The 25,887-nt window shown below is 42.0% G+C and carries 25 protein-coding genes, 1 tRNA gene and 1 pseudogene; 11 read left to right on the top strand and 16 right to left on the bottom strand.

Going from position 1 to position 25,887, the window contains the following annotated elements:
• Positions 1-20: 20 nt before the first annotated feature.
• From Vsou_RS03055 to Vsou_RS03040, 4 genes are all read right to left on the bottom strand, one after another.
• Positions 21-1,580 carry a helicase HerA domain-containing protein gene (locus Vsou_RS03055; RefSeq protein ID WP_188602797.1) on the bottom strand — a complete coding sequence of 520 codons (1,560 nt, stop codon included), beginning with the start codon at positions 1,578-1,580 and terminating at the stop codon, positions 21-23.
• 103 nt (positions 1,581-1,683) lie between these two features.
• The gene (locus tag Vsou_RS03050) at positions 1,684-2,895 is read right to left on the bottom strand and encodes an aminotransferase-like domain-containing protein (RefSeq protein WP_188602796.1); all 1,212 of its coding nucleotides are present in this window, start codon (positions 2,893-2,895) and stop codon (positions 1,684-1,686) included.
• A gap of 100 nt (positions 2,896-2,995) precedes the next feature.
• The gene (gene hemB / locus Vsou_RS03045; protein WP_229709743.1) at positions 2,996-4,048 is read right to left on the bottom strand and encodes a porphobilinogen synthase; all 1,053 of its coding nucleotides are present in this window, start codon (positions 4,046-4,048) and stop codon (positions 2,996-2,998) included.
• Between the two features lie 40 nt (positions 4,049-4,088).
• Positions 4,089-4,853, bottom strand: coding sequence for a hypothetical protein (locus Vsou_RS03040; protein ID WP_188602795.1), 765 nt, complete (start codon positions 4,851-4,853; stop codon positions 4,089-4,091).
• 111 nt (positions 4,854-4,964) lie between these two features.
• On the opposite strand from Vsou_RS03040, the gene feoB reads away from it, so the two are divergent.
• The 5 genes from feoB (at position 4,965) to Vsou_RS03015 (ending at position 9,131) form a co-directional block, all read left to right on the top strand.
• Positions 4,965-6,953, top strand: a complete 1,989-nt coding sequence (feoB, locus tag Vsou_RS03035) for a ferrous iron transport protein B (RefSeq protein WP_188602794.1) — start codon at positions 4,965-4,967, stop codon at positions 6,951-6,953.
• 6 nt (positions 6,954-6,959) lie between these two features.
• Positions 6,960-7,244 carry a FeoA domain-containing protein gene (locus Vsou_RS03030; protein ID WP_188602793.1) on the top strand — a complete coding sequence of 95 codons (285 nt, stop codon included), beginning with the start codon at positions 6,960-6,962 and terminating at the stop codon, positions 7,242-7,244.
• Between the two features lie 73 nt (positions 7,245-7,317).
• Positions 7,318-8,247, top strand: coding sequence for an alpha/beta hydrolase (locus Vsou_RS03025; protein WP_188602792.1), 930 nt, complete (start codon positions 7,318-7,320; stop codon positions 8,245-8,247).
• 61 nt (positions 8,248-8,308) lie between these two features.
• Positions 8,309-8,406, top strand: a tRNA-Trp gene (locus Vsou_RS03020).
• Positions 8,407-8,654: 248 nt separating this feature from the next.
• Positions 8,655-9,131, top strand: a complete 477-nt coding sequence (locus tag Vsou_RS03015) for a PaREP1 family protein (RefSeq protein ID WP_054843368.1) — start codon at positions 8,655-8,657, stop codon at positions 9,129-9,131.
• A gap of 325 nt (positions 9,132-9,456) precedes the next feature.
• Here Vsou_RS03015 and Vsou_RS03010 read toward each other — a convergent pair whose 3' ends face one another.
• From Vsou_RS03010 to Vsou_RS02990, 5 genes are all read right to left on the bottom strand, one after another.
• Positions 9,457-10,386: an ABC transporter permease gene (locus tag Vsou_RS03010; RefSeq protein ID WP_229709742.1), complete on the bottom strand. Its 930-nt coding sequence runs from the start codon at positions 10,384-10,386 to the stop codon at positions 9,457-9,459.
• 8 nt (positions 10,387-10,394) lie between these two features.
• Positions 10,395-11,408 (bottom strand): ABC transporter permease, encoded by a 1,014-nt coding sequence (locus tag Vsou_RS03005; protein WP_188602791.1) that lies wholly within the window; start codon positions 11,406-11,408, stop codon positions 10,395-10,397.
• Positions 11,409-11,466: 58 nt separating this feature from the next.
• Complete coding sequence (locus Vsou_RS03000; RefSeq protein ID WP_188602790.1) at positions 11,467-13,497, bottom strand: ABC transporter substrate-binding protein; 2,031 nt, start codon at positions 13,495-13,497, stop codon at positions 11,467-11,469.
• Between the two features lie 126 nt (positions 13,498-13,623).
• A complete protein-coding gene (locus tag Vsou_RS02995; RefSeq protein ID WP_188602789.1) occupies positions 13,624-14,607 on the bottom strand; it encodes an ABC transporter ATP-binding protein in 984 nt (327 codons plus the stop codon).
• Entirely contained in the window at positions 14,597-15,571 is a 975-nt protein-coding gene (locus tag Vsou_RS02990) for an ABC transporter ATP-binding protein (protein ID WP_188602788.1), read from the bottom strand. Before Vsou_RS02990 ends, Vsou_RS02995 begins: the two co-directional genes overlap by 11 nt.
• Before the next feature lie 63 nt (positions 15,572-15,634).
• On the opposite strand from Vsou_RS02990, the gene Vsou_RS02985 reads away from it, so the two are divergent.
• Positions 15,635-16,057 (top strand): PH domain-containing protein, encoded by a 423-nt coding sequence (locus Vsou_RS02985; protein ID WP_188602787.1) that lies wholly within the window; start codon positions 15,635-15,637, stop codon positions 16,055-16,057.
• 32 nt (positions 16,058-16,089) lie between these two features.
• Complete coding sequence (locus Vsou_RS02980) at positions 16,090-17,523, top strand: TldD/PmbA family protein (protein WP_188602786.1); 1,434 nt, start codon at positions 16,090-16,092, stop codon at positions 17,521-17,523.
• Here Vsou_RS02980 and Vsou_RS02975 read toward each other — a convergent pair.
• Positions 17,520-18,857 (bottom strand): TldD/PmbA family protein, encoded by a 1,338-nt coding sequence (locus Vsou_RS02975; RefSeq protein WP_054843421.1) that lies wholly within the window; start codon positions 18,855-18,857, stop codon positions 17,520-17,522. The genes Vsou_RS02980 and Vsou_RS02975 overlap by 4 nt on opposite strands.
• A 179-nt stretch (positions 18,858-19,036) precedes the next feature.
• On the opposite strand from Vsou_RS02975, the gene Vsou_RS02970 reads away from it, so the two are divergent.
• Positions 19,037-19,432 carry a DUF1641 domain-containing protein gene (locus Vsou_RS02970; RefSeq protein WP_188602785.1) on the top strand — a complete coding sequence of 132 codons (396 nt, stop codon included), beginning with the start codon at positions 19,037-19,039 and terminating at the stop codon, positions 19,430-19,432.
• 21 nt (positions 19,433-19,453) lie between these two features.
• Here Vsou_RS02970 and Vsou_RS02965 read toward each other — a convergent pair whose 3' ends face one another.
• On the bottom strand, positions 19,454-20,341 hold the full coding sequence (locus Vsou_RS02965) for a sulfurtransferase (RefSeq protein ID WP_188602784.1): 888 nt from the start codon (positions 20,339-20,341) through the stop codon (positions 19,454-19,456).
• Positions 20,342-20,448: 107 nt separating this feature from the next.
• Here Vsou_RS02965 and Vsou_RS02960 point away from each other — a divergent pair, with 107 nt between their 5' ends.
• Positions 20,449-20,718: a hypothetical protein gene (locus Vsou_RS02960; RefSeq protein WP_054843365.1), complete on the top strand. Its 270-nt coding sequence runs from the start codon at positions 20,449-20,451 to the stop codon at positions 20,716-20,718.
• Positions 20,719-20,864: 146 nt separating this feature from the next.
• Here the strand turns inward: Vsou_RS02960 and Vsou_RS02955 are convergent, their stop codons facing one another.
• From Vsou_RS02955 to Vsou_RS02945, 3 genes and pseudogenes are all read right to left on the bottom strand, one after another.
• Entirely contained in the window at positions 20,865-21,236 is a 372-nt protein-coding gene (locus tag Vsou_RS02955) for a hypothetical protein (RefSeq protein ID WP_188602783.1), read from the bottom strand.
• 433 nt (positions 21,237-21,669) lie between these two features.
• Positions 21,670-23,029: pseudogene (gene merA, locus Vsou_RS02950) on the bottom strand (mercury(II) reductase).
• Positions 23,030-23,066: 37 nt separating this feature from the next.
• A complete protein-coding gene (locus Vsou_RS02945) occupies positions 23,067-23,240 on the bottom strand; it encodes a TRASH domain-containing protein (RefSeq protein WP_054843363.1) in 174 nt (57 codons plus the stop codon).
• 105 nt (positions 23,241-23,345) lie between these two features.
• Here Vsou_RS02945 and Vsou_RS02940 point away from each other — a divergent pair, with 105 nt between their 5' ends.
• Positions 23,346-23,849 (top strand): hypothetical protein, encoded by a 504-nt coding sequence (locus tag Vsou_RS02940; protein ID WP_054843362.1) that lies wholly within the window; start codon positions 23,346-23,348, stop codon positions 23,847-23,849.
• Complete coding sequence (locus Vsou_RS02935) at positions 23,849-24,406, top strand: peroxiredoxin family protein (RefSeq protein ID WP_188602782.1); 558 nt, start codon at positions 23,849-23,851, stop codon at positions 24,404-24,406. Before Vsou_RS02940 ends, Vsou_RS02935 begins: the two co-directional genes overlap by 1 nt.
• Positions 24,407-24,409: 3 nt before the next feature.
• Here the strand turns inward: Vsou_RS02935 and Vsou_RS02930 are convergent, their stop codons facing one another.
• A complete protein-coding gene (locus Vsou_RS02930) occupies positions 24,410-24,763 on the bottom strand; it encodes an ArsR/SmtB family transcription factor (RefSeq protein ID WP_052885909.1) in 354 nt (117 codons plus the stop codon).
• A gap of 85 nt (positions 24,764-24,848) precedes the next feature.
• Positions 24,849-25,763, bottom strand: a complete 915-nt coding sequence (locus tag Vsou_RS02925; protein ID WP_188602781.1) for a pirin family protein — start codon at positions 25,761-25,763, stop codon at positions 24,849-24,851.
• Between the last annotated feature and the right edge of the window lie 124 nt (positions 25,764-25,887).

Raw genomic sequence — 25,887 nt, 5'->3', positions numbered from 1 at the left:
CATGGCAGGGTTAATTAGGATTACGCCAATGACCCCTTTAGACAATTAATGTTTAGTAATGGGGAGACAAGAAGAAACTCCTTATCAAGCAGGCCGGTATCGTCTTGACAGCCCCCAAGCCTTAGGGGATCAGTGTTTGTTCTCATGATTGCAATATTTCCAAACTCTGTATATATTTTACGTATAGGAACTCTTGTGGACACTATAAAGGATACTCCATGGGCTTTACCGATCCTCATGTTACTTATTAAGGCACTCAGTACATTCTTATCATTTGCAAGCCCCTCGGCATTATCTACAACAATAACGACCCTATTATTTCTGGAGCCCCTAAACCACCCAATGATATCCTCTATGAGGATAGTTTCATAAATATTCATCAATGATTCCGGTAGCTCATGAAGATCAATGACTGTAACCCTGCCTTTTAATACCCTGATCGGACTGAAGATCGAGAGATCAATGTTATCACTACCAACATTAACTAAGGCATCAAAGTACCCAGAGTCCCTTAGTAGGTATGCCAGTTCCATGGCTTTACCAATTGATCCCTTACCAACCATATTAGTCAGCTCGGAGTCCTTCAGTACGCTGATGAAGCTCTGTATTGTGCTTAGCGCCTTTTCGTCTTTTATCATTATTTCCAATATTGCATACCTTATTTCTGGGTCAAGGTAATTAATTGCCCGTTCAATAAACCACCTAAACCTGATTGATGATGGGAAGACGATTAGTTCGCCAATTTCCTGTTTTAGGAAGTTTATGTGAAAATCAATGCCATTTTCCTTAGAGACGTCCATCGTTATCTTAGTCTTACCATTAAAGCCCAGCATTCGTAACTTATCAATAACATATTTTCTTAATTCATCTAGGTCAATTGGTCTATTTAATTTCATTAGGTCCATTGGCATCAATATTGATGCGCCAATGCCATGTCTCACAAGATCCTTGGGATATTCACCAGTTCTATCAAGTATTACGATATTGTTATGACTCTTTGTGATATAGAGCCCATTAATTATATTCTTAATAAGCAGAGATTTACCGCATCCAGGTTGGCCAATTATCAACAGACCTTTACTTACAATTTCATTACTTAACGACATTGGTATGTTATATCCATTAATCATTGTCATACCAAGTACTAAATCACCACCTAAACCGAGAAATTCCTTAATAATATTACTGTTTGGATATATTACTAAACTGCCAACTGTAGGTATTATGTGCATTGTTGTATATTTATACGAATCACCCTCCATAATTCTCGTTACCACAAAACTGCCAGACACCTTCACATACGTAGGTTCCGCACCACTTATTGATGGTGGTGGACTAACCATGCTCTCCACATTATTAACCTTGATCATCACATCACTCTTCCTAACTTTATCAATAATTACTACATATGATCCAACGAAAAGCTTGCTTATTAATTCATTATAACTTAGTTTTGTGCCCATTACCATTATCAATTTATTATTCTCATTGATACTTTTTTCGATAACCCCGAGTATATCCCCATACAATTTATTAATACTTGATCCATCATTATTAATTACATGATCCTTATTCCACATTACGATTAACTAAATTAAAGGTAACTTATAAGGATTCATGGAAAACACAACGCATTGGAATTGCCGAACTCATTTGAAACGGAATTGAAACTAAACAGAAACCCTATGCATTTAAATACTCAGCAATAACTAAAGCAAGTCTCTTTATACCCTCAAATATTTGTTGTGGCGTTGGATACGTAAAGTTCAACCTCATGTCATTGTGTCTCTCCTCATTGGGATAGAATGATTTACCAGGCACATAGGCAACACCATACTTCTTAATGGCAGTACCCAGCATTTCCCCCGTATCTATCCTCTCAGGCGTTGTTAGCCAAATGAACATACCTGCCGATGGCCTTGTCCAACTTACGCCACTTGGCATGTACTCACTCAATGCCTGGAGCATTAGGTCCCTCTTCGATCTATATATCTCCTTAGTCCTTGGTATATTCTTCTCAATGACACCTCTCCTTAGTAATTCGGCGGCTATGTATTGATTAAGCGTCGAAGTGTGCAGGTCGATGGATTGCTTGGCAAGCTCAAACCACCTAATCACCTCACTACTCGCCGCAACCCAACCAAGCCTAAGCCCAGGCGCCGCTATCTTACTGAATGTGGATAGGTAAATAACCCTACCCTCACTATCCATTGCCTTAAGCCTAGCCGGTGGTTCATCATCCCCAAAGTATATATAGCCGTACGGATCATCCTCAACTATGGCCAGGTCATACCTGCTGGCAACATCAAGTAGTGCTTTCCTCCTTTCATCACTCATTGTAATGCCTGTTGGATTTTGCCCCGTAGGTACTACATAAATGAACTTCAACTTGCCACCATCATTAATTATTTTCCTGACAGCTTCCTCAAGCAAATCCACCCTAACCCCCTCACTGTCCATGGGAATACCAACCATCCTAGGTCCATAAATCCTAAAGGCCTGTAGCGCAGCTAGGTAGGTCGGACTCTCTGTTATTATGTAATCCCCTGGGTTAATGAATAACCTGCCTATTATATCAAGGGCTTCCTGGCTTCCCACGGTAATTATAATATCCTCAGGTCCATTAATTTTAATGCCCACCTTTCCCATGAATTTCGCGAGTTCCTCTTTCAATTCTAAAATACCACCAGTCGTGCCGTACTGCAACGCCTTCTCTGCCTTGGCGGACAAGACATCCCTCGTAATCTCCATTATTTCCTTAACAGGGAAGGAAGAAGGATCAGGCATCCCGCCACCAAAGGAAATCACATTCTCATTAACCCACTTCAATAACTCCCTAATCTCTGAGGCCTTCATTAACCTTGATCTATCCGAGAGGAAACGATCTATATCCATACCGAATCAACATATTGTGACTAGGGGTATTTATATTGCTTTCTCTAGAATAAAAATAAGTATTTATTAAATATACTTATTTTTAGAATTAATTATATTACTAGAATAATCGATCAACCTCGCTGAGGTACTCAACGGCATCCTTTGCAAAATACGTAATTATTAAATCAGCCCCAGCCCTCCTAATGGCAATCAGTGATTCAAGGATCGCCTTCCTCTCATCAAGCCAACCGTTCATTATGGCCGCCTTGAGCATGGCATACTCACCACTGACCTGATAAGCAGCCAGGGGTATCTCCGGGAAGTTCTGTTTCACGAGCCTAATGACATCCAAGTAAAGCATTGCTGGCTTAACCATGACAATGTCGGCGCCCTCATTAATGTCCATGACAACCTCCTTAAGGGCCTCATGGGCATTCCTCGGGTCCATCTGGTAACTACGCCTATCACCAAACCTAGGCGCACTGGCCGCAGCCTCCCTAAATGGACCATAGAATGAACTCGCATATTTAGCGCTATAAGCCATTATTGCAATATCATTGAAGCCAGCCCTATCAAGGGCCTCCCTAATCGCCTTAACCTGCCCATCCATCATGCCCGAAGGCGCAACGACATCAACACCAGACTCTGCATAGGTCACCGCAGTCTTTGCGTAGAGCTCTATTGTTGAGTCATTATCAATTATATACCTACCATTGGGTAATTTCTTAACGACTCCGCAATGGCCATGGTCTGTGTACTCGCAAAGGCATACGTCAGCCATGACAATGAGTTTATCCTCAAAGGAGTCCTTCAGGAACCTAATGGCCCTCTGTATCACACCATGCTCCTCATATGCTGAGCTACCCCACTCGTCCTTATGCTCGGGTATGCCGAATAAAATAACTGACCTAATGCCAGAACCAACTAGTTGATCAACAAAGTTAATCAACTTATCATTAAGAGGCCACCTATACTGTCCAGGCAGTGACTTTATGGGCTCAGGCTCGCTGATATCCTCCCTAATGAATAAAGGCATCACGAAGTCATCAGACCTAAGCATTGTCTCGGCAACCATATTCCTAATGAGCATGTTTGACCTGAGCCTCCTAGGCCTACTAACAGGATAATTAAACAAGTAACTCCTTAACCTAATACTTTCAATAGTAACCACATTACTCAAGGCCAAGTGCCTGTTTAAAAATAATGCTTCCCTAATCATTGGGAAATAAGAACGAGTAAACGCCAAGCCAAATCATGAACAGGCCCAATATACCAAGGGCAATCCTACCGGCCTCAGCCACAACGCTCCAATCACCAACGCTCTTAACCACACCTTTATAGATGGCCAGCACTATGATGGTCTGGGCTAGCCAAGAACCGAAACCGAACATGAAACCAACAAGAAATGATAAACCAGTCGTGATCATGGGAACAATGACGATGGTCAGAATTAATACTATGAAGAAATCACCGCCAAATGCTGCGGCTAAGCCGTGAATCCATATTAGTCTGTAATCCGCGGTCTTAACATCATGGTGATCCCTGTGTTTCCCAAACACCAAGTATGTGGCAATTCCGATCATGGTTATTCCAACAATTATGTCAACATACGGGTCAAGAACCGATGTATTAAGCAAACCCATTAACTCACCAACTAAGGCACTCATCAAAGTCCACACTAGGGTCAGGGCACTGGCAAATACGGAAACAGCCGTAATAACACCTCTCACGTTTCTCTGCATTAAACCATAGGTCACCGTTATTGGCCAGGTATGCTCATCAGGCTTCAAACCATGTATCACTCCAACAATGAGCACTGCAATCAGCCAGTAGGATCCCATGGACTTAACTATGTACTTAGCAAGGGGCTCGAGTACTTCGGGCATTGACATTATGGCAATAATTATGGCCACTGATATAATGCCTGCCAGTAACCATACCCTAGGCGACTTCCTTGAGAATGTGATTTTCTGCATATTATTAGGGTTACCCTAATGATAATTATAAACTTTTCTGTTAGGGCTACCCTAATTCAGCCCAAAGAATAGCTTTTAAGTAACTCATCATTATGAATAACCGATAAGTAAATGCATGATAATAACATTAAGGTTCTAATTGCTGGTATACCAAATTGTGGTAAGTCCACCATAGTCAGCGAACTCAGTGGCGTTACCATAAGGACTGCCAATTACCCAGGTACCACGGTTTCAATAAATAGAGTTGAATACAACATTAACGGAATTAAAGTATCAATCATAGACTTACCAGGAACCTACAGCCTCAGAGCCAATATGGTTGATGAGACTGTGGCTGCCAGGGAGATATTACGGGATGACTATGACGGCATAATAGCGGTCGGATCCGCACTTGATCCTGAACAAACCCTCTACCTACTTGTTCAAATCCTTGAGCTGGGTAGGCCCGTAATCCTCGTTCTTAATATGGTGGATTTAGCATCTAGGAGGGGCTTTCAATACGACATTGAAGGATTAAGTAAAGCCTTAGGAATACCTGTATTACCTACAGTAGCTGCTAAGGGCGCCGGGTTGAGTAAATTGAAGAATATGATAATTAAGATATATGAATTAAGGCAGGGTAATACGCATATTATTAATTACGGAAAACTTGAGAAATACATAGAGACTTTGTCTAATACCCTCGGAATATCACGGGGGCTTGCAATAGAGGTGATCAGTGATAACCCAGTTGCGAAGGAAATAATAGGTAGCCTATTGAATAATGATTATGTTAGGCAGTTGATTGAGAACGCCCGTAGAGAGATTGAAGATGTAAGTAGTTATGTCGCGGCTATGCGCTGGAATGTTGTAAGATCACTTATTAATAGGTTTGTTATAAAGAGTGGAAAGCCCTCGCTCAGTAGGTATGATGAATTATTCATGAATCCTAAATACGGACCAATCATCTCCATTTTATTATTATTTGTAGTAGCTGAGACCGTGTTCCTCGCTCTAGAACCACTGGTGGACCTATTATCAACTGCCCTTAATTCATTGCCAATAAATGATGTTGTTGGGTATTACGTAACCAATGAATTAATTAGGTCATTAATTATTGATGGGGTGTGGAATGGGATATCAACATTAATAGACTTTATACCCTACGTCTTTGGGGTTGCCCTCCTAATAGCGTTTATAGAGGATTCAGGATTGATCGTGAGAATATCATTCCCAATAGAGAGGTGGTTAAGGCGTGTTGGTATCCCTTCAAGGGGTTTAATATACTTAATCGCCGGCTCTGGGTGTAACGTACCTGCAATAACCGCCACTAAGGCCATGCCAAGTACTAGGGATAGGATGCTCACTGCATTAATGATCCCCTACATACCGTGCACCGCCAGGTTCGTGATAATATCATTAATAGCCGCCGCAGTATTACCACATTTAATGGGCCTTGTAGTGGTACTGCCCTATGCAGTGGCGTTAATCGGCGTGATTATTATATCGAGTTTCTCAAAGGTACATTTAAAGTTCATAGGTGGAAAAGCGCCGTATTCCTACACATTACCTCCATTAGTATTACCCTTACATAAGGCATTCATTAAGAAGGTTTGGCATTATACTTATGAATTCATTTCCAGGGCTGGGGCGTTAATAGTGATTTTTATAATAGTAATGTGGTTCCTTTCGATAAGTGGACCAAGTGGTGTAATAGGCCCAAAGGCTCTTGATAATCCCGTGCTCCTGAGGCAAACGTGGCTTGGCATAATAGGTAATGCATTGTCGCCATTGTTAAGCCCAATAGGCATACCCTGGCAGTTCTCTGCGGCGTTGGTTTATGGGTATATATTTAAGGAGGTTGTATTAAGCACTCTGGCTTTAATGTATGGTGTTGAGGAGGGTGGGCTTATTCATGCGGTTAAATCATTTATTTCGCTGCCATCCGCCATAGCACTGATAGTTTTTACAACCTTCTACTCACCATGCATTGCAACGTTAATTACCGAGAAGCAGGTTGTAGGCTTAAGGCTTACGGTGATCAACACGATTTTACAATTCCTAATAGCGTTGGGATCAGCATACGCGGCGTATCACATGGCATTAATTGCATTAAGGTAATTCAATATGAACGTAAATAACGAGCACATACCAATAAATAGAGCACCAAACAACTCACTGGTGAAAATAGTCAAGCCCAGTAGCGATAGGTTAATAGACCTCGGCTTAACGACTGGTTCAGTTGTTAAAGTACTAATAAGTACTCCCTGTGGCCCGGTCCTTGTTCAGAGGGAGGATGGGCCCGTAATTGTGCTTGATGCTGATACTGCATCTAGTACCCTCGTATCCATCATATCGAGACCAGAACCAGCCAGGCATAGACATAGGAGGAGGCGGGGTTGGAGCCATTAATGGTACTTTTTTATATTAGTTTAATGCCTATATAGAGCAAACACTTTTAGAGTCTTAACCTGAGCCGATATATATGCCCTTGGATCCAGCGGTTAGGAAAATCCTTGAGGAACTGAACAAGGTAATGCCCCAAATGACCAAGATACCACTTGATGAGTTCAGGAAGATGTTTAGGGCGTTTTTCACGTCACAGCCAAGGAGACCTATTTATAAGGTCTACGACATAACCATACCAGGCACTGAAGCAAAAATACCCGCCAGGGTCTATGTACCCAGAGAAGGCACTAATTTTGGGGTTCTCATTTACCTCCACGGCGGTGGTTTCGTCATCGGCGACGTGGAAACCTATGACCCACTATGCCGGGAGTTAGCCACTGCCTGCGACTGCGTGGTAATCTCAGTGGACTATAGGCTAGCCCCTGAGCATAAATTCCCGGCAGCCGTAATTGACTCCTTCGACTCGACAAAATGGGTTCTCGAGCACGCGAGGGAGATTAATGGCGACCCAGAGAAGGTCGCAATTGGTGGCGACAGTGCTGGCGGTAACCTGACCGCCGTAGTGACAATAATGGCCAGGGACCAGGGACTGAGGCCAAGCCTTAAGTATCAAGTCTTGATAAACCCATTCGTAGGGGTCGACCTGGCATCATACACAGTTAGGGAATACGCCACAGGCCTATTCCTTGATCGTGAATCCATGGCATTTTTTAACAAAGCCTACCTAAAGAGCCCAGTGGATGCCTTCGACCCAAGGTTCTCACCAATACTCGTGGACAACCTAAGCAACCTACCGCCAGCCCTAGTAATAACCTCCGAGTACGACCCACTGAGAGACTCCGCAGAAACCTACGCAGTGAAACTCGCCGAGGCAGGAGTGCCCACAGTAACCGTAAGATTCAACGGAGTAACCCACGGCTTCTACGGATTCCCAATACCACACGCAAGGACAGTAATTGGACTAGTAGGATCAACACTAAGACAGGCATTCTACAACAAATACTAAGCAATACACGCACCAAGCACCGCAAAAAACTTAAAAAACAAACAATGAATACAACCTAACAGGGCCCGTAGCTCAGCAAGGCCCAGAGCGGCGGGCTCCAGACCCGTAGGCTCCGTGTAGAGGCGGAAGTCGTGGGTTCAAATCCCACCGGGCCCACCACTTTACAATCAATTCCTACAGTTCTCGTAACCATGACCGTTTTCATATCCAGGTTCTGCGTCAGTCATTGAATCGCAATTACAGTATGTTATGATATATAGTTAGTTCATGGTAATGGATTATATTTTTATGAAAAGCGACCCTTGGTTCATTATTTATCTTTTGTTGTGGTTCTTTTACATTCAATTTACAATTTAAGTTATCGCATATAAAGAAGGCTTTTATAGTATCTTGGGCAATTAATTAGCGTGGAGTTGCCTGAGACTATAATTAATATCCTTAGGAGGAATGGATTAGATATTGATTACATAATTGACGTATTAACGGTAAACCTAAACATTGACCCACCAAGTGCTGCTAAGGCTCATGCCGAGTTAGCTTTGACCATGTTTAATGAGGGCTTAGGCTTTGTTAGTAAGGGTGATGTAGTTCAGTCGAGTGAGAAGCTTTACAAGGCGGTTAAGGAGGCAATTAAGGCTTTGGCGATTGACAGGTGCCTTGACGAGGCCAGGGAGGCCTTAAGTAAGGGCAGGTGGACCATAAGCCTACTGGACAAGGCTGCACGTAGATTAGGAGATACTGCATGGAGAGCTTGGGATACGGCTTACTTCCTACACGTAAACGGATTTCATGAGGTTAGGATTGACATTGGTGACGTTAGGGCTAGACTTCCCATCATTCAGGAGTTAATTAATGAAGTTAAGAAGTCACTGAGTGCTACGTAATTATAAGGAGTGACCTATTAGGGTTGATTTCATGGCTATGTCGTGGCGAGAGCCCAGTATTTGGATCAATGAAGCGAAAGATCACTGTTGACTTTAACCTTGGGATAAATGCTATAAGCACGTGAATAATGAGCACTTATGTTAATAAGAGAGTTAGATTGTTCGATGCCTGACCACTTAGCAGGTTTGGTGGCTAATTTGATGTTTCATAAATTGGGAAAGCCTTAAATACTTAGTAATGCTATTATTCTTTGATGAATTCCTAGACCCTGATGTTGATGAGGGACATCCTTACTGAATGGTTTTGGTTATAAGAATTGAGGTATTATGCTGTTATGCCTCCGCTTGTTATGTACTCTGATATTCCATCACCAAGAAGCGCGAGTCCAATTACTACTATTGTTATTATCACGCCGGGTATTATTGCGTACCACCAGGCTGGTGCTGGGAAGTACTGGAAGCCCTCGGACACGAGCCTACCCCACTCTGGGTATGGTGGTGGTACTCCAAAGCCTAGGAAGCTTATTATTGAGTACGATAGTATTACGTTTCCCAGGTCTATCGTTGCATAGGAAATGACTGGGGTCAGTACATTTGGAAATATGTGCCTAAATACTATACTCATTGTGTTTGAGCCAGAAAGTTTTGCGGCGTCAATGAAGTATTGGGTCTTCACCCTAAGGGTCTCAGCCCTAAAGAGCCTTGCATAGGTTGGCCACCAGACAACCATTAAGGCTATTGCGGCATTTATGGCGCCCCTACCTATGGCTGCCTCCACTGCAAGTGCGAGTATTATTGCTGGAAATGCCAAGAACATGTCAGTAACTCTCATACCAGCTTCCTCGACGTACTTGCCAAAGTATCCAGAGATCATGCCTATTAGGCCTCCTATGAGAATTGCCGAGCCCACGACGAGAATTGATATTAATGCCTCGGTTGGCGTACCATAGAGTATTTCACTAAATAAGTCCCTGCCTAGATTGTCGGTACCAAATAGATGAGTAATAGATGGTGATTTAAAGGCAGCAGCGTATTTAACCGCAAAGGGATTATAGGGTAGTAATACCCATCCAAGTACTGGGTTGTGGAGAACCATACCTAGTAATTGTAGGGTTCCTTCTATTATTGCCCAACCGTAGAATACCACCGTTATTATAAAACCAATTAGTGCTGGTGGGTTATGAATCATGTAGGTCATGAATAGCCTTAATGTTGATTGTCTGCGTTCTCTGGTAATGGTAACTTGTGTTGACATAGTACCACCTACTCAAGCTTTATCCTCGGGTCTACAATGGCATATAATATATCAGCTATTAGATTTAGTATGACTACGCCAATGGCTACTATGAACGTCCCAGCCATCACCAAGGGGTAATCCTGCTGGTAAAGAGCCTGTGTTAGTAGCCAACCCATTCCTGTCCATGAGAATACGTCCTCAATAACAACCGCCCCAGCGAGTAATGAGGCAAATGTTAACGCCAGTATTGTTATTGCTGGTATAAGCGCGTTCCTCAGCATATGCCTAAAAACAACATCTCTCTCCTTAAGTCCCTTCATTATTGCAGTCCTTATGAAGGGCTTTGAGGCAATGTCAATCATTCCATTCCTAATGAGCCTGGATATTATACCAAACGCCACAAGAGCCAGCGCGGTAGCCGGTAAAATTAAATGCCTAAGACTCGACCAGAAGTATACCCAATCACCCTCAATTAATGCATCAACCGTTGGCATACCCGTTATTGGCTTTGGTGGGGTTAACAATGGATTCGCAAGCCCAGTGGCCGGCAGGAGTTTCAATCCGTATGCTATTGCTAATTGAAGAAGCATAGCGACGAGGAATGGCGGCATAGACCAAGTCACTAGATAGAATGCCCTAATTGTGTAATCCGTTGGCGTATTTCTGTGTACAGCAGCTATAGCGCCCGTCAGGATACCTACTACTATTATAACGATCATGGCAAATATCGTAAGCTCAAGAGTCCTTGGAAAGTAAACGTCTATTAACTGTATTATTGGTTGGTGGTACATGGGGTCCTCACCCCAGTTTCCTTCTAGTACGGCCATTATGAAGTAATAGAACTGAACATAAACGGGATCATTCAAGTGATACTCCTTAGTTATTGCCTCAACTATTGATGGTATAGGATGCGGACCTGCCCATGCGACTGCTGGGTTTGGGGTTATTACATGGGTTATTATGAACATTATGAATATCACACCGAACACCGTAATTACCATATTTATACTCCTCCTTATTAGAAAAGATGCAAGACCCATTATTACAAAAAATAATAGCTGATTTTTAAGTTTAACTCATTTATTTGGATAATATTTACTACGAACTACCCGTTGTTGTATATATTGGTGTATAGTTTATGCATGTACCTGTCCCGTTATAGAGATACATTGTTGGGTAGTAGAAACCAGTAATCAATGGGTTGACAAGTACACCGCAAACATACTTGTATGTAAAGCCATAGAATGCTGGTTCATATAGCCATATATATGGTACATCCTTATATACCTGGGCGTAGATTTGCTCCATAAATCCAACTCTCTGCGTTATGTTGGTCGTGAATACGGCCTCCGTGGTCAAGGTATTGACCAGTGAGTTATTGTACCAAGCCTCATTGCCAGTAATGCCTCCGAAATCAACATTTAGTATGAACCATGCCTCCTGAGCCACTGGGTCCCACCAGTCTGGGTACCAATCAAGTAGGAAGAATCCTGGGTATTGCGGTGAAGTTGGTGGATTCTCCATCGCAGAAACTAAGTAACTCACAGGCACGCCCTCGAGTATTACATTAACACCAATGTTGCTAAGCATTTGCTGTACCATTTGAACTTCCTGCGTAAATGTTAAGTCTGTACTTATGTACCATAGGTGTACAGTTAATGGTTTACCGTTTGGATTAATTACGGTCCCATTTGGTAATGTAAGTTGGAACCCGGCACTCGCTAGTAATTCAATTGCCTTGTTAGGATCATAGGGATATAGAGGCAGGTTGCCTGGGTTGTAATATGGGTTGGATGGGTATGGTGGTATTGGACCAAGGAATGGAGCGCCAAATCCCTTTAGTACCGTATTTATTATCTCCGTAGTGTTAATCGCGTATGCAAATGCCTCCCTCACTACGGTTAAGTTATATGGATATCTCTGTGTGTCGAATACCAGGAATACGTCACCGCCTGACCAGACAGGTCCATACATGACTATGTTTGGTATTGATAAAACCGTTGATAGATATATTGGTGGCGGTGATTCATGTGGACTAGTATCTATTGCCTGCGCAGATCCCGTCTTGAATGCCAATATTTGTTCGTCAAAGCTCGTGTAGTACTTAATAACTATATTCTGAATATGGGCTGGCGTTAGCATGAAGTTCGGTGGATTCTTCGCAGCCCAGTAGTTTGGATTTGCCGTTAGTACCAATTCCTCACCCGGTATGTACTGCTTAAGCGTATATGGCCCGCTACAAAGCATGTTTGTGCTTAAGTAGGATGTTGTTGAATCTGGTTGAACACCACCATTTTGGTCAACAAATGTTGGATCAACAATCATGGCCCATGAACCAGCCATCACACCTAAATAGTCATAGTATGGCGCTAGCAGATTGAATTGTATTTCATATGGTCCCTTAACCACTGCCGCTTGGTCCGGGTATTCCATTAATTCCACTATTGACTGGTTATGCACATTGAAGTTACTTAGTACATTTGCCAAGGCATAGGCACACTCCTCCTCATATCCAGTCAAGTTGGTCTGCGGATTCGGAAACTGAAGACCAAAGATCTGCTCCATAGCACGACAAACACCCCAGGGAGTGGCATAACCAGTCATGCTGGCCGTTGTCCCGTTGTACAGCAAGTCGAGGAAGTTGAACGCACCAAATTGATTCATGACTATTGACCTATAAATACTGAACCAAACAGTTGTTGCGTTTATTTGGTCGCCATTTTGGAAATATGCTCCCTGCCTTATGTGGAAGGTCCAGTTGAGATAATTATTGGATATTGTCCAGTTGTAGGCTAGGGATGGCAAGAAAGTCGATGGATCTGTGCCATTGTATATTACCAATGTTTGGTAGCATGAATACAATACCTCCATGTCCTGGGTATATGCAGCTATTGCGGGGTCTAAGCTATCTGGTGGTGTCGTCTCTGCAATAACCAGTGTATTATTTGATGGCGGCGTTACTGTGGTGGTCGTTGTTGAAGTGACCGTTGTAACATTCGACGGCGTGACCGGTTTTGAGACCTTAGTAGGCGGTTTATATAACATATAGGCTATCACACCAATCACTATTATCACTATAACCACTGCAATGGCTATTGTCGCGCTTTTTGACAGTCCTCTTCTCGTCATATTACTAACTATAATTATTAATTAGTTTTTAAGTTTTTCATGTTCAATTCAATTATAAAATAATTATTACACTAATTATTAATTCTATGTGAAAAATGCATTTCATAATACGGACATTGTATGAAGTTATTTCTTTACATATAACCAGCATGAAACCCTAATGTCCTTCTCTGTTTTCATCATGGGCGGTTCCTTTTCTTTGCAAATATCCATTCTAAAGGGACATCTTGGGTAAAATCTGCATCCCTTTGGTGGACTAACGAGACTACCGACCTCCCCAGTTGGTGGTTTTAAATCCGGCTTGGTTATATCAGGTACTGATTCTATGAGAGCCTGCGTATATGGATGCAACGGTTCCTTGAGAATTACCCCAGACTCTCCTATTTCCATTATCTTGCCCATGTACATAATCATAGAGATATCACTCATGTACCTAGCCACAGCTATATTATGGGTTATTAGTAGGTATGTCAGGTTATGGCGCTGTTGTAAGTCAAGTAGTAAATTAAGTACCTGGGCCTGTGTAGAGACATCTAGTGCCGAGGTTGGTTCATCAAGAACCACGAACTCTGGATTAGTGATTAAAGCCCTTGCAATCGCAACTCTTTGTCTTTGTCCACCTGATAATTCGCTTGGTCTTCTTGTTGCTAATGATGAGAAGTCCAAGCCAACCTCATGCATCATTTTAGCCACTGCTTCGTCAAGTTCCTTACCCTTAACGCCCCTATTTCTTAGTGGTTCTCCTATTATGTCCCTAATTTTCATTACCGGGTTAAGGCTTGAATACGGATCCTGAAACACCATTTGCAGCCTTGCCCTTATGTTTTGTAAATTCCTACCTCTTGCACTAGTAATGTCAATATCATGGAAGTATATCTTGCCTGATGTAGGGCGTTCAAGCGTAACCAACAACCTGCCCAATGTTGTTTTTCCGCTTCCGGATTCGCCAACTAGTGCCGTTGTTTTTCCTTTTATGATTTCAATATTTACGTCATCCACGGCCCTAACAAAGAGCGGTTTTTCCATTAGTATCTTATTTATTATACCATAATTCTTGGCCAAAAACACCTTTGTCAAGTGCTCAGTGCTTATGATCACATCATTGACCATACAAGTGACACCTCACATATACATTACCCACCCTAACAAGACTTGGAACCACCTTGCTACATACATCCTTGGCACTTGGACATCTTGGGTGGAACCTACAGCCTGACGGGGGATTCAATAGGTTGGGTACGGAACCACCTATCATTGGTAATTTACCCTCAGCCTTACTTACCCTAGGTATGCTATTCAGCAATGCCTGCGTATATGGATGCCTTGGCTCATAAATAATGTCCTTCATGGCACCCAACTCCATTAATTGCCCAGCATATAATACCATGATTGAATCACCTATTATTGATGCAACCGCTATATCATGTGTTATGAATAGAATTGAAATCCCATATTCCCTCTTTAGATCCCTAAGTAGCTTAAGTATTTGCGCTTGTACAGTAACATCAAGCGCCGACGTGGGTTCATCAGCAATATACAACTTAGGCCTCATGAGGAGTCCCATGGCTATCATAACCCTCTGTATTTGCCCGCCAGATAATTGGTGAGGATATCGATCAATTATTAATTCAGGATCGGTCATCCTAACATCCCTTAGAACTCTCATTATCTCATCAATGGCCTTATGCTCATCAAAACTATTACCCTCCCTCTCATACCTTACCCTTAATGCCTCCAGCAATTGTTCCTTGATCTTAAACACAGGGTTTAGGCTAGTGGCTGGCTCCTGAAACACCATAAATATGCCGGTGCCCCTTATTTTCCTAACCTCGTCATTGTCCATACTCAATAGATTAAGACCGTCAAACATTATAGATCCATTAACATACACCGCGTTTGGCGGTAGTAGCCTAGCCACGGCTAATGCAAGTGTTGACTTACCGCTTCCGGATTCGCCTACAACTGCTAATGATTCACCTCTATTGACATTAAAGGTGACGTCCTCAAGCGCATGGACAATACCAAGCGGCGTCTTATAGGCCACACTTAAGTTCCTGACCTCAATAAGCGCCATATTTAATGATTTAATATATGATTCTAATTGTTTTTAAAGTCTTACTTCATTAACAATGCCTAAATGCCAAGTTACAATAATTGCATTAAGCCTGTGATCACGAAGACAATTATTAAAGGCACAATAATATTAATAATCTTCTCATTATTCCTCAATATAATACCATCAAAGGTCATAAATTACATAATCTTCGTAATTCTATGGTACATACTACTTGGTGCATATGTACTGTGGAAACAAATGCATACATACTGTATAAATGAGAACCACATAACCATAAAGGGTTTAACAGGAAATAGGTCCATAAGCATCTCGGAAATAATTGATTGCTTTGTTTCCCAGGGTATACTTGCTAAACATTTTAACTGTGGTTCGATATACCTGGTCCTCCAAGGTAACAGGATAATAATCATAAGAGACATCCCACAACCAAGCACCTACTATAACATGCTCTGCAGGAACCTAGGTAATAGGCACAGTACATAATATCTATAAAACCAGGCAACCCCTAGTACTTGATGAGCCTATCTGAGGATACCATGATCAAGGCCCTTGATCTCGCATTAAGTAGTGGTTCCACGTATGCTGAGGTTAGGTACCAGGTTGATACCGTTAGGTTTGTCAATGTTAGGAATGGAACGCTTCAATCATTAAGTAGCTACTCCTATGGTGGTGTTTCGATTAGGGTCTTGGTAGATGGCATGTGGGGTTTCGCTGCAACGAGCAGCACTGATTGGGATTCAGTTAGGGACGCCGTGGGTAGGGCCGTGTCTCTGGCTAGGTCCGTGGCTAGGCTTAGGAAGAGGAAGGTGTCGATTAGCAGGGAGAGGCTTGCTAAGGTTGCATATGATGTTAGTCAGAGGGTTAGGGTTGAGGATTTATCTAATGAGTATCTAATCAAGTATTTGAGCGAGCTTGATACTCACACTAAGGTTGAGTCCAGGATTAGGGTTAGGAACCTATTCCTAAGCACTACCGTTACCGAAAAACTTCTTATCACAAGTGATGGAGCCTATGTTAGGAGCAGGATACCTAGAGTTTACCTATTCGGTTCATTAATAGCCTATGACTCACAGAGCGGCAGTGCCCAGAGGAACATTGAGTTTGGCGGTTCAGGTGGCTTTGAGGTGTTGAGTGATATTGAGGATGATATTGACAGGGAAGTCAACGTTATTAAGGACGTACTTGACAAGGCTAAGCCACTTCCTCATGATGAGACCATGGATGTGGTGCTAAGCCCTGAGTTAGCGGGTATAATGGTTCATGAGAGTATAGGCCACCCGCTGGAGTTGGATAGGATCATGGGTAGGGAGGGTGCCGAGGCCGGTGAGTCGTACACAAGGCCAGACTACCTAGGTAGTTATAAAATTGGTAGTGACTTGGTCACAATAATTGATGACCCAACAATACCCAATAGCTACGGCTTCTACCTGGTCGATGAAGAGGGGGTCACTGCCAGGCCAAGGTTCTTGGTTAGGAATGGCATGATTAACGAATTCCTAATGAATAGGGAGTATGCATCATATATCGGGTTAACAAGCAATGCCGCCGCTAGGGCTAGCGAGTTCGATAAGGAGCCAATACCAAGGATGGCAAACACATACCTAGCGCCAGGTAATTGGAAGCCTGAGGAAGTAATTAGGGAAACGAGGAGGGGATTATACATTGCTTCGTATACTGAGTGGAATATTGATGATAAACGCTGGTTTGGGCGTTATGGGGGTTTCGAGGCCTACTACATAGAGAATGGGAACCTGAAGTACATGGTTAGGGAACCATTTATTGAAGTCAACACGAAGACATTATGGAGTAACGTGGACGCCGTGGCCAATGACCTCAGGTTCTACCCAGGGACCTGCGGCAAGGGTAATCCAGAACAGGGAGTCCCTGTTTATTTAGGTGGATCCACGTTTAGAGTAACCAATGTTAAAGTTTTGAAAGCCCCACATTAACCCTTTGATATGTTTAAATCCCTAATTAATACATACGGTGCAGTGCCTGGTAATGGTGAGTCCCACCAATAGACCTGGTTAGTCTCCTTACTCGCATCCACGAAGTTCCTAAGTAATGTCCTGAAGGAATCCGCAATCCTTAACCCGCGCACCCTGGCACTCAACTTACCGTTCTTAACTAGGAACGCCGCATCCCTGACTACGGTAGAGAATATGCCCTCTCTAACGTTCTGGAACCTCGTATACCAATTGTTAGTGATTATAATGCCATTCCCAAGCTCTGTCGCGATAACCTCAATATCATTTGGTAGATGGCCAATACTTACTGCTACGTGCCTTGGCCTAGGCCTTAACCAATTACCAACTGCGTGGCCTGTGCTTGTTACGTTGAATTTGGCGGCTGTCCTATTATTATGCAGTAACCCAGCGAGTATGCCTCTCCTTATTACCTCCACATTAACTGTTTTATTGCCCTCGTAGTCAAAGGATTCCGAACCAAAGGCGTTAGGATCATTTGATAAATCCACCACTGATAAGTCCTCACTGGCTATTGAATTACCGATATCATTCTTAGATATGCCTGACATTTCCGTTATTACTGAGTAAGCATTAAACCACATGGCTGTCATTACACCGTATAAATGGGCCGATACTAATGGACTAAGAACTGCACCATACCTACCACTACTCACACTTTCCTCTGGTAAATCCTTAGCCAGGCTCACCAAGTGACCTGCCTCAGTACCTGCGGTTCTTGGTTTGAATCCATTGAGGGTATTGGATATTGACACTGATGTGGCGGTTAAATCATCAATAAATGCCCTAATTGTGAGTGTAACGAATGAGGCCTTATCCTCAAGCTCAAGCCCAGTACTATCAACATAGTAACGCTCCTCAATACCGAAGGTCATTGCGCCAGCATTCCTCTGTGAACCCTCACTGAGTGACGCTTGGATAGCCTCATTTAACCCATCAATCAATTTATCAATTTCGCTCTCAACCTTACTATCATACTTACCAATTAATTGGTTTGGCTTCTCGCCATGGACTAACGGTACGTAGAACTCATCCTCTGGTATGTCACTTAACTCCTTGATTAATCCCTGGACCCTGCTCTTAATAGCGTTTATGTCAGCTGTCGAGAGTGATGCCGTTAAATACTTCCTTGACTTGGCGACATATATCGTTGTTTCATGGGTAACCCAGTTATTGGCTATTGTGGGTTCATTATTGGCTAACCTAATCATTGACCACCTAACCCTCCTTGAGACGATTACTCCCTCATCCACCAAGCCCTTAATGCTATGAACAATATTGCCCAACTCACTTAACATTAGATTGGCAATGTAATATTGATTTTTAACCTTTAAGCCTGGTGGCAATTCCTATTCTGATGATTATTTAATCACAGTAATTATGTGTATGTGTTATTAATTTATGATTTTTAATGTTGCAATTCATATATAACACACTTAGTGAAAAGAGATAATATATTGCGTAAAAGATTCATTAGATGGTTGAGTCAGGCCTAACAATAAATGATTTAATAAATTATGTGCTTAATGTTATGAGTACCTACGATAAGGATGAACTGAGGGTTACGATACAGGAGTCAATGCGATGCATACTATGTTCATTATATGGTGTCTCCACTAATGTTAATCATGAGATAAAACCCGTGGATGGTGCCCTTGGTCTAATAAGGGCTTTGAATGATCCTGATGTGAGATTGGGCCTTGGATTATTGATTGAGCTATTAAGGAGTATGGGTAAATGCTTAAGGGCTGCTGAGATGACTAGGTCACTTGGTAATGGGGATTGCTCATTAACCATACCATGTCATTACCTAGCCTTTAATATGGCTAATCTTAATAGGAATGATATTAATGATTTAAGAGTGGGTAAATAGTTCAATATTACTAAGGTTTAATTAAGGTTCTTGACCCTTCTTTATCGGAACACCAACCATGTTTCCCCACTCTGCCCATGAACCATCGTATACCCTAACCGAGGGATAACCCAATAGGTACTTCAATACGAACCAAGTGTGGGATGCCCTCTCGGCAATTCTACAGTAGGTTATTACTTCCTTATCTGGCGTAATTCCGTACTGTTCGTAAAGTCTCCTCAACTCATCTGGCATCTTAAACTCGCCCGTGTCTGGATTAACGGCTAGGCTCCAGGGTATATTGATCGCACCCGGTATATGGCCACCAACTTGCGCATGTTCATTAGGGTACTCAGGCGGTGCCGTTATCTCACCCGTATATTCCTTAGAGGATCTAACATCAACCAACATTAGGCTCTTACCGACCTCACCCTTGTTTAACCTATTGAGTATCTCCCATGCGTATACCCTATGGCCACCCCAATCAACCCTCTTGACCACATACTTAGCGCCAGTCTCCTTGTAATAATGCGGTTCCTGATGCCCACCACAAGTCGGCCTATTCTCCCTGGCCCACTTAGTCCTGCCGCCATTAAATAGCCTCACATCCTCATGCCCATAAACCTTGAAGACCCAGAAGGCGTAGGCTGCAAACCAATTATTATAATCTCCGTAAAGCACGACAGTTGTGTCATTTGATATCCCCCGCTCTTCCATGAACTTGGCAAATTGGTCAGGCTCCACGAAGTCCCTACGTACAGAATGCCTGATGTGATCCTTCCATGTCAGTAACGATGCTCCTGGAATATGCCACACAAAGTATGCGGTGCTTGGGTCATAATCTACCTCCACTATCTTGACCTTAGGATCCTTTAGATGATTAACAACCCACTCCGTATCCACGAGAACCTCTGGATGTGCGTAATCCATACAAATGAATTCAAATATAATCAAATCAATAAAATTGTTTGGATATGCATATTTTGCATAGATCATCAAATAATTTAAATCATGAAGATGAAGATATAGTGAGATCTATGGAGATAATCGAGACATTGGTGTTTGATAGTCATGAGTCATGCGAGGCAGGGCTTAGACATCCAATTTACTCAATATTAAGTGAAGTGAAGAAGCTAAGGCCAGGTTATGGACTGAGAGTGCTGGTTAATGATGATGACTGGTTCAAGGCAATAGAGAGTATAATAAGGACGATGAAGAAATTAGACTATGAGTATAAGGGTATGGTTAACGGTTATTTCCATGAATTAATAATTTTCAAAAAGGAATACGAGAATCAGGTAAGTTAATCAAGCGCTTTACTTTTAAATAAATCTAAAAGTGAAGTTTTCAAGTTTCTCAATAATATCTTAACAATATGATGTGATCTATACCCAGTCAGTCGGTTATCACACGTATTTTTAGTTTTAATGGAAACAAAATATAGTATTATAATCTAGACTATGAGTACGGTGTAGCCCTTATCAATAAACATTGATATATCCTCATGATGCTCCTCATCACCAATCAGCTTAATGTTTAATTTGAGTAGTGAATCCCTTATGTTTAGATGCGGTGGTGATGCGCAGTAGCCGCAAACGCCATAGATTAAGCCTTCTCTATATGCCTCGTCATAGGCAGGTTTTAAGCCCTTATATGGGCTATTGGCGCTCGCTATCGGTATTCTTGAACCAAGCCCATCAAAGTATACTAAAACGTCATGTCCCTTACGCTTAAGCTGTACCGCGTAATGAAGGGCATGGGCAGCCTTTATGGACTCTGATAAGTCATCCGGGTTACAAAGTATTACAAATGCGTACTTCCCCATACCACAATGATCTACAACTATTATAAATAAAATATCCCCAATTGCTTAATAGATAGACAGTATTACCTCTATTATTATTACATTAACACGCATGACCCATCCTGTTCATGCGCTTCATATCCTAATAAGGAAGGAAAGTGGGTTAAGTCCGTAATGAGGGTATTATTTAATATGCTGGTGATGCCTGGGTTCATTATAACGTAGATGAATGCCGAGATTATTACTCCGGAGAATTGAATGAAGATAGCGCAGTATCGATTATTCGATGATGCATTAATTAATGATATCATTAAGAGATGTTACATGGGCTATATGGTGTAAATGGTTGAGCATGGGTGTACTCAGAATCTCTATTGCGGTAATCTACCTAGACGACTTAATTCTTAAAATCGTGATCTCATTATCCCAATATATAAAGCCGTTAAAAGTAGGATTAATCCACACAACAGCTTAACTTACTAATATCTCTACGAAAGGCCTGAGCAGCCAGCTTAAGGGACTCAGCCATGGTTGGGAATATGTGTACTGTATCAATAATATCATCAACCGTAGCCCTCAATCTAATTGCAAGGGCAGCCTCATCTATGAATTCAGCCGCGTTCTCCGCCATCACATGCACACCGATTATCCTCATATTACTTTTATCAATAATCATCTTAATTAAGCCCCTGGTATCACCCAATATATGTGCCTTGGCTACATCCCTCATCCAAACAACCCTATAATCAGCATTAATCCCAGCCTTACTCGCCTCCATAAACGTTAATCCAACCCTGGCCAGGTTGGGTTGTGTAAATATTGCTTGAGGTACGCTCATCATATCGATCCTCCTGTGCGTATTAAGTACGGCATTATCAACAGCCACAACACCCTGCTTACCAGCCAATGCCTCAAGCATTGGACCACCAATTACGTCACCCGCCGCGTAAATGCGGGGGTTTGTTGTCCTTAATTCGTCATCCACGAGTATGCCGCCTTTATCATTTAATTTAACCCCTGCAGCTTCAAGATTTAAGTCAATGTTTGGTCTCCTACCGGTGGCAAATAGTATTTCATCAGCCTCAATCTCACCCTTATCCGTAATTACGACCTTACCTGAACCTTTACTAACCCTAAGCACCTTGGCGTTAGTAATAACCAACACTCCCTCATCCTCAAGCATCCTCTGAGCCTCTAGGGCAAGTTCAGGTTCCCAGTCAGGTATTAATGTCGGGCTCCTCTGTACTATGGCGACGTCAACCCCCAGCCTCCTATACATCTGGGCGAATTCAAGGGCCTGGGCCCTACCCCCAATAATGACTAGTGAGTCCACCTTCCTATCAGGATTAAGCGCCTCAATGTTAGTCCAATACCCAACCTCCTTAAGTCCTGGTATTTCCAGTATCTTCGGCGATGCTCCCGTGGCTATTATGAACCTCCTTGCCTCTATGACCTTGCCATTAACCTTAACGGTACTTGATGATGTGAAGTACGCTTTACCCTTGACAAGCTCAACGTCATACTTAGCCAGTACATCCTCATACTTCAACCGCCTAAGCTCGTTAACCACCTCCCTTTCCCTGGCAAATATCTCCATAAACTCAGGGTAGTGTTCATGACCGAGCACCTTACTTACGTAATTATACAACTCCCCAATGCGTAAAATGGTTTTAGAGGGTACACAGCCAACATTAATGCAAGTACCCCCCCAGTGGTCCATAACCTATCAATACCGGTTTTATTCCAAGTTCGTTTGCTCTAATTAATGCTGCAAACCCGGCGGCGCCATAACCTATTATAACGAGTTTTCTCATCATTCAGTCACCATTATTACTTATTAAGTAAGCACCATCAATGAGCAATCCTCAATTTACGTTCAAACTCATGGGCGCAATGCTCACAGCAAAAGTAATGCTTAGCTCCGTTAATTTCATGCACATATATCCTCTCAGGTGTTAATTCAGCACCGCAATTCTCACAGACCAATTTATCTCCACTACCTATATTTGATCTAAGCTTACCCATATTCCTCTCACAACGTTAAGAACGGATATTTATAAATCCTTCTAAAGATGAACAAATATTCATATGTTAGAATAACTTAAAAACACCGAGGCTTAGGAACGTGTAATGGCTGAACGATTAAGTTATATATTCAAGGTTTGGGCTATGATATTTCATGACGTTAAGTATGCTTTATTAACCACGGTATTTTTTATAGTATTATCATTAACATACTCATTTATTCTCATTCAATCAAATGCTGGCTTCTTATTTTTTGGTAATTACTATGTCATTTATTCCATAGTTTATTCCCTAGCTCTATCCTGGGCTTTAAGTATATCCGTTGCGATTAGCATATATAGTTATAGTCATAGAATGCGCCCGGTGGGCGTTAGACTTAGTGCAGTCGCTTCAATAATAGGTATTATGCCAAGCCTATGTTGTGGTGCAGTCATACCCATGTTGATTTCCGCGTTAGGCGGTTCATTAATAGCCATAACTATTAATGGTAAGATAATGGGTTTCATAGCTGAGCGGGATCCTGTTATAATGGTTTTGGCGCTGATACTTGCATATTATTCCCTGTATCTATCATCTAAGAGACTATGTTTTTGTTCGATCATTAGGTGATGATCGTGAATACCCGCATTCTCTTGTACGTAATAATCATAGTAATACTTACCGTGGTTACGTTAAGTCTCATAATTGTACTATATAATTCATCAGTGGTCAATGTAGGAATAAAAGTAGGTGATTACGCACCAAATGCGCAGTTTACGCTGGATAATGGAACCACAGTGGATCTATCGGATTTCCTTCACCACGGACACTACGTATTACTCTACTTCGCAGCCACTTGGTGTAGTAGTTGCGCATACGGTGTTCTCACGCTAAGTCATTATGCACAGTTATTAGCCGCGAGGAATGTCACGGTCATAATACTCGAACCATACAATGACTTAGGCTACTCAGGAACACCAGTAGGTATATTCGTTAAATACTTTGCGGGTAATAATTCAAGGCTGTTCATAATAGGTTATGCAAGCCTTGAAATGACTGAAGCATATGATCCGCATGGTTATCCAGACATCTACTACTTAATATCTCCCAATGGAAGGATAATTTATAGTAATGTTGACTTATCAAACACCATAAATGGTCTATTAGATGTAGTGGGAGTTGGTTAATTACTAAGTAAGGTTTACCCGAGTTTCTATCTCATTTCTATTTTTCTCCTCATTAATTATTTCACACGCTAATATTGATTGGCTAAACTTCATTGCGTGTTCCACAGCCAACTTAATTATACTTACAACCTCATTATCTAGTAATGAGTAGTAAACGTACTTACCCTTCCTCTCTGTCTTAACTATACCGCAGTTCCTAAGGCAGGCTAAGTGATGAGACACTAATGATTGTGACTTATTAATGCCACGGGCTATTTCCTGTACTGATGCCTTTCCGTTTCTCATTATAAATAGCACAATCTCAAGCCTAGTCCTATCAGCTAATGCACTAAATAGGGATTCTAACGTCGTAAGCATGGCATCATTTAAATTATTAGTACTCATCATATATATCGCTTAAGTATTGAATTTATTCTTTTTCATTTTCATTACCTTAACCCCATTAATAATCCTGGACTTCAGGCCTTGCCTTAATGAACGTACCCCTTCGCAGCTCATCAAAGGCCCTTCTTATTTCATCCCAGGTATTCATTACTATGGGTCCATACCATGCAATTGGCTCACCGATAGGCCTACCAGCCATTAATAAGAATCTAGCGGGCTTCTCGCTCGTTCTCACTATAACCTCATCTCCATCTCTTGTTAAGACAAAAAGCTCTCCGCGTCTAGCAACATGCCACTGGTCAAGGGATGCTTCACCATCAACCATATAAATCAATGTAGTATATCCATTATTAACTTCATAATTGAATGTTGATTCCTCGGGCAATTGAACATCTAAGTAGTGTATTGGTGTTGTTAAGTCATTAACTGGCCCCTCAACAGTCCCATAACCACTCACCCTAATTTTTCCCGCAATAATCACGGCCCTACCACCGCTCTCCAACTCAACCACTGGTATGTGCTTCCTGAGGACGTTCCTGTACTTAGGAACCCTCATCTTATACTTGCTGGGTAGGTTTACCCAAAGTTGAAAGCCGTTAACCTCCGTGTCGTAAATCTCATTGCTATTCAATGTAACTTTTCTAATGGGCTTTGGCATCTCTTCATGGAAGATACCACTGCCGGCAGTCATCCACTGGGCATCTCCAGGACCAATAACTCCCTCATTCCCTGTACTATCCCTGTGGTGAACCTCCCCATTCAATAAATAGGTCACTGTTTCAATACCCCTGTGCGGATGCCATGGAAACCCCATCATATAGTCATTAGGATCTCTTGAGCCGAAATGATCAAGGAGTAGAAATGGGTCTGTTATCTCGGCAATACGTGTATCGCCAAATACCCTATATAGCTTAACGCCTGCTCCATCCCTTGTCCAGTTACCCCCAATTATGTGAATGGCTGTCTTCCTCACGTTAATGCATGCATTCCTAACATTAATAAAACTGTATTTATTTATCTTAAATTATGAACAAAAATATTAGCTTCTATACATATCTATAGTATTTTATAATACCGTTAGACATATGATATATCTT

The organism is Vulcanisaeta souniana JCM 11219 (genome assembly GCF_026000775.1).
GTDB classification, from domain to species: Archaea; Thermoproteota; Thermoprotei; order Thermoproteales; family Thermocladiaceae; genus Vulcanisaeta; species Vulcanisaeta souniana.
This window is presented reverse-complemented; position numbering and strand designations above follow the sequence as displayed.